Below are 9,009 nucleotides of genomic sequence, written 5' to 3' on the forward strand. Positions count from 1 at the left end.
GTGCCCGCCCCACACTCGCGTGGTGGGGATCAGTCCTTGCCGAGCAGCTTGTTCATCTGCTCGATCTCCGCGCTCTGCGAGGCGATGATGTCCGCGGCCATTCCCCGGGCCGGGGCGTGGACGCCGTCGGCCTGCTCGGTCTTCGCCATCTCGACCGCACCCTCGTGGTGCTTGATCATCATCTCCATGAAGGCGGTGTCGAACGCCTTGCCCGAGGTGCCCTCGAGCTCGGTCATCTCCCGCTCCGTCATCATGCCCTCCATGCCGCCGTGCATGGAGTGGTCCATGGCGCCCTCGGCGGGAACCTCCTCGCCCCAGGAGGAGAGCCAGCCGGACAGGGTCTTGATCTCCGGGTCCTGGGCCTGCTTGATGTCGGCGGCGAGCTTCTTCACCTCGGCCGACTCAGCTCGCTCGGGCGCGAGGTCGGCCATCTCCACGGCCTGGCGGTGGTGGGGAATCATTCCCTTGGCGAAGGCCACGTCGGCCGCGTTGTGCTGTCCTTGCGAGGTCGGTGCCGAGGCGGACGGGGAAGCGGCGGCGTTGTGGCCGCCGTGTCCGGCCGAGCCGGTGTCGTCGCCGTTGCCGCCGCAGGCGGCCAGGACGAGCGCTGCCACACCTGAGGCAGCGACGGCGGCGGCACGGCGGACGAGGGAACGCTTGCGGTTCATGGTGGTGCAACTCCTTCGCACGCGCCGGTCACGGCGCGCGGTGGATCGAATATGGGGCGTATGAGAGCACGGCACCCGCCACCGGTCATCACGGGGCGCAAGAGGTGCCGGGCGGGCCGCTCTATATCCGCAGGAGTTGCAGCTCAGACAGGTCGGGCGGGGCTCGTCCGTCATGGGGCGAGCCGGTGGCCGCCATGGTGGGGGGAAGGGCGGCGGGCGCGTGAAGCACCGTGCCGGTCAGCGCCGGCGGCGTGTATGCCGAAGCGGTGCCGGTGGCCGCGCACGTTCCGTCGGCGTGATCGAGATGGCCTGATCCGCCGTCCGTGTGCGCGCATCCCCCGTCCGCGTGCGGCACGCCGTCCGCCGCGGCCATCACCATCCCGTGGCCCGCCGCTGTCTGCGCCGTCGGCACCCCGCCCGGGGCCAGGCCGTGCATGCCCAGCACACCGGCCAGCACCGCCAGCACCAGCAACACGAACAGCCGCCCGGCCGGGCGGCTGCTTGAACGGGTGCTTGCGGTCACGAACTCATAGTACGGGGAGCTCTGCGTCGAGCGGGTGCACCCGCCAGTTGCCGTACCACCTCGCCCTCCCCCGACGCGCATGCCTGCTGTTACGCCTGCCGGTGGTTGCCGTCTGACGCGCGCCACGCGCCCGCGCCGGGTTCCGGGACCGGCTTTCCCGGAGGGGCGAAGGCGGCCAGCACCGTGGCGGTGATGTGGCCGGCGGCATGCTCGGAGGTGAGACGGCCCGCGCGGATCTCGTCGGCGGCGCTGTGCATGACCGAGTGCAGGACGTTGACCAGCCATGTGATCGGCAGGTCGGTGCGGAAGACCCCCTCGGCACGGCCGCGGGCGACCAGCGTCTCGACCCGGGCGGCCGGGCCGTTGTGCAGTTCGCGGATGCGCCCGGGGGACAGTTCCCTCTGGGCGGCGACCAGCAGTGCACGCGCCTGGTCCACCAGATGCCAGCCGGCCTCGACGTAGCGCGCCAGTGCGAGCAGCGGGTCCCCGGTCAGATCGACCGCGTCCAGCGCTTGATTGCCCCGGTCGACGGCGCGGCTCATCGCCGCATCGACGACTTCCGCCCGGGAGGCGAAGTGCGCGTACAGCGTCACCCGGCCCACGCCCGCGGCGCGCGCGATCTCGCTGAGGCTCGCCTCCGGGTTCTCCCCCAGGCACTCGGCCGCGGCCTTGACGATCGCGTCGATGCTCCGCAGGGCGTCGGCGCGTTTGGCGGTGCTTTTACTGCCCATGCATCCCACCCTACCCGAATAAGTCGAACAGTACTGTTTGGCTTATGAGACCCTCGGATCTAACCTGAACAGCACTGTACGGATTAGCTACGGAGAGGTGAGTGTCATGAGCGACACGGAAACCACGAGCACACATGCGCCGGAAACACCCCACTCGCAGCGCTGGCCGGTCCTCGGCCTGCTGGGGCTGGCCCAGCTGATGCTGATCCTCGACATCACCGTGGTCGCCATCGCGCTCCCCCACATGGGTGCCGAACTAGATCTGGACCGCGCCGCCCTGACCTGGGTGGTCAGCGGCTATGCCCTCACCTTCGGCAGCCTGATGCTGCTCGGCGGCCGGGCCACCGACCTGTTCGGCGCCAAGCGCATCGTCCTGGCAGGGCTCGCCGTCTTCACCGCCGCCTCCCTGGCCGGCGGGCTCGCCACCGACGCCCCCCTGCTGCTGGCCGCACGGATCGCCCAAGGCGCGGGCGCCGCGATGCTCTCGCCGGCCGCCCTGTCGGTGGTGGTGAGGCTGTTCGACGGCGACGAACGCAACAAGGCACTGGGCATCTGGTCGGCGCTCGGCGGCGGCGGTGCCGCCCTCGGCGTGCTGCTGGGCGGGCTGATCACGGCCGGACCGGGCTGGGCCTGGGTCTTCTTCGTCAACGTCCCCGTCGGCCTGATCGTCCTCGTCGCGCTCGCCCGGATGCTGCCCGACCTGCCACGGGCGACCACCGGCTCCCTGGACGTGCCGGGCGCCGCCCTGGTCGCCGCGGCAACCGCCGCCCTCATCTATGCGTTGATCCGCGCCGGCGACCACGGCTGGCTCAGCACCGCCTCCCTCGTCCTGCTCGCCGTCGCGGCAGCCGCCTACGCCGCCTTCGCCGCCTGGCAGCGCCGGACCTCCGCTCCCCTGATGGACCTGCGCCTGCTCGGCCGGCGCCCGGTGGTGGCGGGCATCTTCGTCATCGCGGTAGCCACTGCCCTGATGGTGGGCGTGTTCTTCCTCGGCTCCTTCTACCTCCAGAACCACCAGAACCACGGTGCCCTGATGACCGGGGTGCTGTTCCTTCCGGTGGCGCTGGTGACCATGGCCGCCGCCACGGGAGCCGGCCGCGTGATCGGCCGTCTCGGGGCCCGGGTGCCGGCCGTGGTGGCCCTGGGCGTGGCGGCCGCTGGGTTCCTCGTCCCCGTGCTCTGGTCCGGCACCGCCGCCATGGTCACCGGCGTGTCCATCGCCGCGGCCGGTCTGGGTGCCCTGTTCGTGGTCGCCTCGGCCACCGCACTGGGCAGCGTCGCCCCGCACGAAGCCGGCGTGACTTCCGGAATCGTCAGCACCTTCCACGAGTTCGGTGCCTCGGTCGGCGCCGCAGCCGTCTCGAGCGCCGCAGCCACCGGCATCGCCGCCCACACCGGCACCACCTCGGCGGCCGGTTTCGACGACGCGTTCCTCGTCGCCGCGGGCATCGCCACGGTCTCCGCCGTGACCGCCCTGTGGCTGATCCCGTCGAAAAGCGAATAAGCACTGCGCTCACCGCCCGCCCGAGCAGCCGGAGGCTCGTTTCGATCTCGCATCCGTTGAGGCGCCTGGTTCGGGCGCAGCCCGGCATCATGCGGGAGGTCACCGAACGCCGTCCGGGATGCGGCTGGCAGCAGGGGGCCGTACCCCGCCTTGGCCGCGCAGCATGCCGTGGGAGCCTCCTGGCGCGTGGGGGTGGAGCAGGACGAGCGCACTGCCCTCGTCGGCGGCGGCCCGTTCGTTCTCGTCCTCGGCCCCGTCCTCACCGCCATGGCCGTCTCCGGCCTGACCTTGGTGACGCCGAACGCCGGGGCTCGACGGTGGCGCTCGGATCGCCAGGCCGCCAGAACCGGCTCGACCAGTTCCCAGTAGCAGATGGCGACAACGTATGGCTGCGTGCCTGTGGCCGGTTGGGTTCGTTGAAGCCTTCGGTCGCCTGGGCAAGCAGCGTGGGAGTGTCGCAGCGTGGAAGTTGTGGATGTGCATCATCAGTACGGCAAGAGGCTGGTGCTGCGGGGTGTCGACTTCACCTTGCCCACCGGCTCGTTGACCGGGGTGGTGGGGGAGAACGGCACGGGCAAGTCCACTTTGCTGAAGATCCTCGCCGGGGAGTTGCGCCCCACGCGGGGCAGCGTGCGTCACGGTGGCCGCTTCGGCTACTGCCCGCAGCAGGTGGTGCTCAACGACGCATTGACGGTGCGCCAGCATTTGACGTACTTCCAGGCGGCATTCCGTCTCGACGACCTCGCCCACGCGAGGGAGGTCATGGACGTGCTCGGCTTCGCCGACTACATGGACGAGCGGGCCGGCGTGCTCAGCGGGGGGACGCGGCAGAAGCTGAACGTGACACTCGCGTTGATGCACGACCCGCAGGTGCTGCTGCTGGATGAGCCCTACCAGGGCTTCGACTGGGAGACCTACCTGCGGTTCTGGGATCTTGCCGCCCGGCTGCGCGAGCGGGGGCGTTCGGTTCTGGTCGTCTCTCATCTCGCCTACGACGCCGAGCGCCTGGACGCACTGTGGCGCCTGGACGGCGGCCACCTCCGCACGCAGGAGAGGGAAGGCGCATGAGGGAGCAGGTGGTGCTGCTCGTCACGGCCACCCGGTACACGCTGGTCGAACACACCCGGAACCGATTCGCCGCGGTGCTCATCGCGGTCTTCCTTCCCCTGTGGACGCTACTGGCGTACGTGTCGATGCCGGACAAGCCGGTACAGCTGCGCCTTCGGGCCACCGGGGAACTGCTGGTGCCCCGCGGCAACGAGCTCACCGCGGTCAGCGGTGCGCTCAACGCGGTCACCTTGATCACTGCGTTCCTGATGTTCGCCGCGACCTTCAGCGGCGGCATGTTCGACCGGCGCCTCGCCATGGCCGGCTTTCCCCGGCCTCATCTGATCGCGGCGAAGCTGGCCGGCCTCACCCTCGCGTCGGCCCTGGTGGCTGCCTACGCGACAGGCGTCATCTGCCTGGCTTGGGCGCCGCATCAACCCCTGCTGCTCGCCGGGGCGCTGTTCAGCGCCGGGCTGACCTACGGCATTCTCGGGATCGGCTTCGGTGCCCTGCTGCGCAAAGAAGTGGAGGGTATGTTCGCCATCGTGATGACGAGTGTCGTCGACCTCGCGCTGCAGAACCCCGTCATCAGTTCCAGTGCGGACAGCGCCATCACACGCTATCTGCCTTCCTACGGGGCCATGCAGGCGGCCACCGCGGCGGCCTACTCCCGCACCGCCGTCCCCGGGTACCTGCTCGTCGAACTGTCCTGGTTCGCCGCGGCAGCGCTCCTGGGTCTGCTGACCTTCCAGTGGCGCACCCGCAGCACCCTGTCCTCCACCCGGCATGCACGGGGACGCGGCCCGCGGCCCGCCGAACGGCAGCCGCTGCCGGACCACTGACCAGCACTTTTGATCACCGGCGCAACCTCGTCGCCCGGATCTCGTTGTGATCATTGTGTTTTCCACCTCATCAGGCCCACGGCGACCTGCCGTCCTGCGGGCCGACCGCCGCACGACGAGGTCGCTGTGGGAAGCGGTCGGTGACGACCCGGCGCTACGGGCGGCATACCGGCTCTGCCGAACCAAAACCAGGCGACAGGACCCGGCGGAATACGCCCTGATCCAACTCGTGCCTGCGGTGATGCGTCCGGCGTGCTGGGCGCTGTGGGCAGCGGCCAACGCCATCGACGATCTCGCCGACGACCGCACGGTCGGCGCGGAGCAACGTGCCGAGCGGGTCGGAGAATGGATCGCCGCGTTGGATCGTGACGTGGCGACCGGATCAAGCACAGACCCGGTCCGCCGGGCTTTGGTGGACACTGCCCGGCGATGGCACCTGGATACCTCAGGGCTGCACAGCGCCATGACGCTGGTCCAGCGGGATGGCCTTGGGCAGCGGTTCTCCGACTGGAACAGCTGGCGCGCCTGGGGTCGCGGCACGCTGCTGCCCTGGTTCGACCAGGTCCGTGACCTCTTCGACAAGGCCGGTGTGGGGGTGGCACTGCGCCTGGACAGGCAGGAGGTCTACGAGGAGTTTCTCGACGGGGTCCGGCTCACCGACATCCTCACCGACCTGTCCGCCGACCTCGCCCAAGGGGACCTTCTCCTGCCCGGTCAGTTCCTGGACCGTTTCCCGGGGTGTACGGACGACTTGGCGCACCGGCGCTGGAGCCCCGCCACCGCCGCCCTGATCGCTGACCTGACGCGGCTTGCCCGCCGATGGGTGACCCAGCCCTCACTTGCCCACGGCATGCACCCCGGCCCCGCCGTCGTCCTCGACACCATGGCCGGACTGCTGCGCACACAGCTCGATGCCGTCAGCGCCGCCGGTCCCGCCCTCCTGCGCACCCCGCCCAGGCCCTCGTCCGCCACCACCGCCCGTCTCCTCGTCCCGGCCAGGGCACGGTCCGCCCTGGCCTGGAGCCTGACCCCGGTGACCGTTCCACCTCCACGCCGCGCCCGGAACCACACCGTGCCCGCGCAGAACCCGCCCGTGCGGCGCTCGGTGTTCGACCGTCCGCCGCCACACCCCGGCGGTGCGCGGCCACCACTGATCCCTGTCGACCGGATGCCCACCCACGTCGCCGTGATCATGGACGGCAACGGCCGGTGGGCCCAGCACCGCGGCCTGCCTCGGCAAGAAGGCCACCGCGCCGGCCGCGCCGCCGCCCGCGAGATGGTCTACGGCGCCCTGGAGATCGGCCTGCGGCACCTGACTCTCTACACGTTTTCCACCGAGAACTGGAAGCGCGATGGCGAGGAGATCGGCGCCATTCTCGACATCGTGCGACAGGAGATGGAGGACTACCCCTTCCAGGACCTTGACGTCCGGATGCGCTGGCACGGCCGACCGGAAAGGCTGCCGCAAGACGTGGTCGACCTCATGCGGCTGCGGGAGCGCGGCACGCGTGACCGCACGGGCCTGACGCTGACCACCTGCATCAACTACGGCGGCCGGGACGAGATCACCCGTACCGCTGCCGCCCTGGCCCGGCGGGTGCGCAGCGGTGAGCTCGATCCTGACACGATCAGTGAAGAAGACGTCGCGCGGCATCTTCCCCAGCCCGACATGCCGGATGTCGATCTGCTGTGGCGTACCGGCGCCGAGCAGCGCATGTCGAACTTCCTGCCCTGGCACACCTCTTATGCCGAGCTGTACTTCACCCCGGACCACTGGCCCGAAACCGACCGGCGCCACCTGTGGCAGGCCATCGGCGAATACACCCGCCGACAGCGCCGCCACGGAGCCTCCGTCGGCAGTCGCGTCCCGTGAACTCGTGGATTGGCATCCATATGACCGACAAGCCACTGCCCAGGCCACTGGCCGCCCCCGCCGCCACGCCACTCCTGGTGGGCCGTCTCGTGCTGGGCCCCCGCTCCCTGGAACGCCACTTCGCCCGGCACGGCGCGATCGTCCCCGACTGGCTGCCCGGTGGCAGAGTCGTATGGCTCCGTGACCCTGGCCTGATCGAGGAAGTGCTGCGCAGCCCCGGAGTGGAGCACAACACGACCGGCCGTCTCCTGGGTCGCGCCATGGGCGCGACGGCGATGCTGAACCAGCTCAGCGGCGAACAGCACCGTGCGGTGAGCCGGCTGATGATCACCGCGTTGCGCGGTGACCACCTGTCCGCCCACCTGGCTGCCACCGCCGCCGCGGCACAGCGCATGGCGCATGCCTGCCCCGTGGGAAAGCCGTTTCGCCTGCTCCCCATGCTGGACACGGCCGTCTCCGAAGCCAACGTCAGCGCGTGCCTCAGCGTCGACGACCCCCGCGTTGTGCACACCTGGACCAAGGCCATCGCCCGGCTCCGCCAGTCCACCGTGCGCCCCGCGGTGATGGCCTACGCGCTGGGCATGCTGCCCTGGTGGCCCACAGGACACAGGGCTTGGAGAGCCTGCCTCCACCTGGTGCGCGAGGAAATCGCACGGCGACGCCGCACCGGCGCGACGCACGACGACGTCCTGGGACTCCTGCTGGCATCCGACAGCGAGGAACTGACCAACGAGGTGCTGTGCGACCAAATCGTCTTTGAGGTTCCCCCGAGATGCGGGAAGCGGTGACAGTAGGTCAGATGGGACTCACAGAGAGGAGCCCTGTTGATGCCTGCCCCGAGGAAGTACCCGCTGGAGTTGCGTGAGCGTGCGGTGCGGATGTACCGCGCCGCGGAGCCGAAGCCCGTGATCCGCCGTATGGCCGAGGAGATCGGTGTCCATCACGAGGCCCTGCGCGGCTGGATCCGCCAGGCCGAGGCCGACACCGGCGAACGTGACGATCTGCTGACCAGCGACGAACGCGCCGAGCTGGCCGCGCTGCGCAAGGAGAACACCCAGCTCAAGCGGTCGAACGAGATCCTGCGGACGGCCTCGGCTTTTTTCGCGGCACAGCTCGACCCGACCCGGTCCAGGTGACGGCGCTCTTCGACGAGCACCCTCACCTGGAGGTCGAGCCCACTCTCCGGGAACTGCACATCCCTTCCTCCACCTACTACCGCTGGCGCCAGGCCGAGACCGAGCCGTGCGAACGCCGCCGCCAGGATGCCGCGCTGACCAGCAGGATCCGGCAGGTCCACGACGAGTCCGGTGGGATCTACGGCTCACCGCGCGTGCACGCCGTTCTCAAGCGCGAGGGCGTTCACGTCGGTCGCAAGCGCGTCGAACGGCTCATGCGCCAGGCCGGCCTGGCCGGGATCAGCCCCAGGCGGGGCAAGAGTTTCACCCGCCGGGACCCGGATGCGGATCTGGCTCCTGACCTGGTGCAACGTGACTTCACCGCGAACGGGCCGAACCGGCTGTGGGTCACCGACCTGACCATAATCCCGACACTGGAGGGACCGCTGTGGTTGTCGGCGATCCGCGACGCGTTCTCCCGCCGGGTGGTGGCCTGGGAAACCTCCGCCCGCGCAGACGCCGACCTGGTCCTCACCTCGCTGGAATACGCCCTGGCCAGCCGCGAACCCGCCCCCGGCCAGCTCATTCACCACGCCGACCACGGCTGCCAAGGCGGATTCAATCGGTCGTTGCAACACCTCGTCCTCGGAGGTGTTGATGGGCAGGCCAGCAGAGTGGATGGCGTCGTTGACCGGACGGTCGCCGA

At 70.1% G+C, this 9,009-nt stretch carries 11 protein-coding genes; 8 read left to right on the forward strand and 3 right to left on the reverse strand.

All coding sequences use genetic code 11. From position 1 onward, the window contains the following. Window positions 1-29: 29 nt before the first annotated feature. From ACIA6T_RS29290 to ACIA6T_RS29300, 3 genes are all read right to left on the reverse strand, one after another. Window positions 30-668 (reverse strand): DUF305 domain-containing protein, encoded by a 639-nt coding sequence (locus tag ACIA6T_RS29290; protein ID WP_399449504.1) that lies wholly within the window; start codon window positions 666-668, stop codon window positions 30-32. A 121-nt stretch (window positions 669-789) separates the two neighbouring features. Continuing rightward, window positions 790-1,191 (reverse strand): DUF6153 family protein, encoded by a 402-nt coding sequence (locus tag ACIA6T_RS29295; RefSeq protein WP_399449505.1) that lies wholly within the window; start codon window positions 1,189-1,191, stop codon window positions 790-792. Between the two features lie 89 nt (window positions 1,192-1,280). Next, window positions 1,281-1,922: a TetR/AcrR family transcriptional regulator gene (locus ACIA6T_RS29300; RefSeq protein ID WP_399449506.1), complete on the reverse strand. Its 642-nt coding sequence runs from the start codon at window positions 1,920-1,922 to the stop codon at window positions 1,281-1,283. Window positions 1,923-2,028: 106 nt separating this feature from the next. Between ACIA6T_RS29300 and ACIA6T_RS29305 the strand changes: the two genes are divergently transcribed. The 8 genes from ACIA6T_RS29305 to ACIA6T_RS29340 all read left to right on the forward strand — a co-directional run. Then, window positions 2,029-3,426, forward strand: coding sequence for an MFS transporter (locus ACIA6T_RS29305; protein WP_399449507.1), 1,398 nt, complete (start codon window positions 2,029-2,031; stop codon window positions 3,424-3,426). Between the two features lie 150 nt (window positions 3,427-3,576). Continuing rightward, window positions 3,577-3,795, forward strand: coding sequence for a hypothetical protein (locus ACIA6T_RS29310; protein ID WP_399449508.1), 219 nt, complete (start codon window positions 3,577-3,579; stop codon window positions 3,793-3,795). 93 nt (window positions 3,796-3,888) lie between these two features. Continuing rightward, window positions 3,889-4,494 (forward strand): ABC transporter ATP-binding protein, encoded by a 606-nt coding sequence (locus ACIA6T_RS29315; protein WP_399449509.1) that lies wholly within the window; start codon window positions 3,889-3,891, stop codon window positions 4,492-4,494. Then, window positions 4,491-5,315: an ABC transporter permease gene (locus ACIA6T_RS29320; RefSeq protein WP_399449511.1), complete on the forward strand. Its 825-nt coding sequence runs from the start codon at window positions 4,491-4,493 to the stop codon at window positions 5,313-5,315. The genes ACIA6T_RS29315 and ACIA6T_RS29320 overlap by 4 nt, the downstream gene beginning before the upstream one ends. Window positions 5,316-5,370: 55 nt before the next feature. Continuing rightward, window positions 5,371-7,188, forward strand: coding sequence for a polyprenyl diphosphate synthase (uppS, locus tag ACIA6T_RS29325; protein ID WP_399449518.1), 1,818 nt, complete (start codon window positions 5,371-5,373; stop codon window positions 7,186-7,188). A 20-nt stretch (window positions 7,189-7,208) separates the two neighbouring features. Beyond that, window positions 7,209-7,976, forward strand: coding sequence for a hypothetical protein (locus ACIA6T_RS29330; protein WP_399449512.1), 768 nt, complete (start codon window positions 7,209-7,211; stop codon window positions 7,974-7,976). Window positions 7,977-8,015: 39 nt separating this feature from the next. Beyond that, window positions 8,016-8,324 carry a transposase gene (locus tag ACIA6T_RS29335; protein WP_399449513.1) on the forward strand — a complete coding sequence of 103 codons (309 nt, stop codon included), beginning with the start codon at window positions 8,016-8,018 and terminating at the stop codon, window positions 8,322-8,324. Further along, window positions 8,321-9,009 (forward strand): IS3 family transposase (locus ACIA6T_RS29340; protein ID WP_399449514.1); only part of this gene is annotated, 689 nt, incomplete at its 3' end. The genes ACIA6T_RS29335 and ACIA6T_RS29340, both read left to right, overlap by 4 nt.

It is taken from the genome of Streptomyces sp. NPDC051740 (genome assembly GCF_044453165.1).
Classification (GTDB): Bacteria; Actinomycetota; Actinomycetes; order Streptomycetales; family Streptomycetaceae; genus Streptomyces; species Streptomyces atrovirens.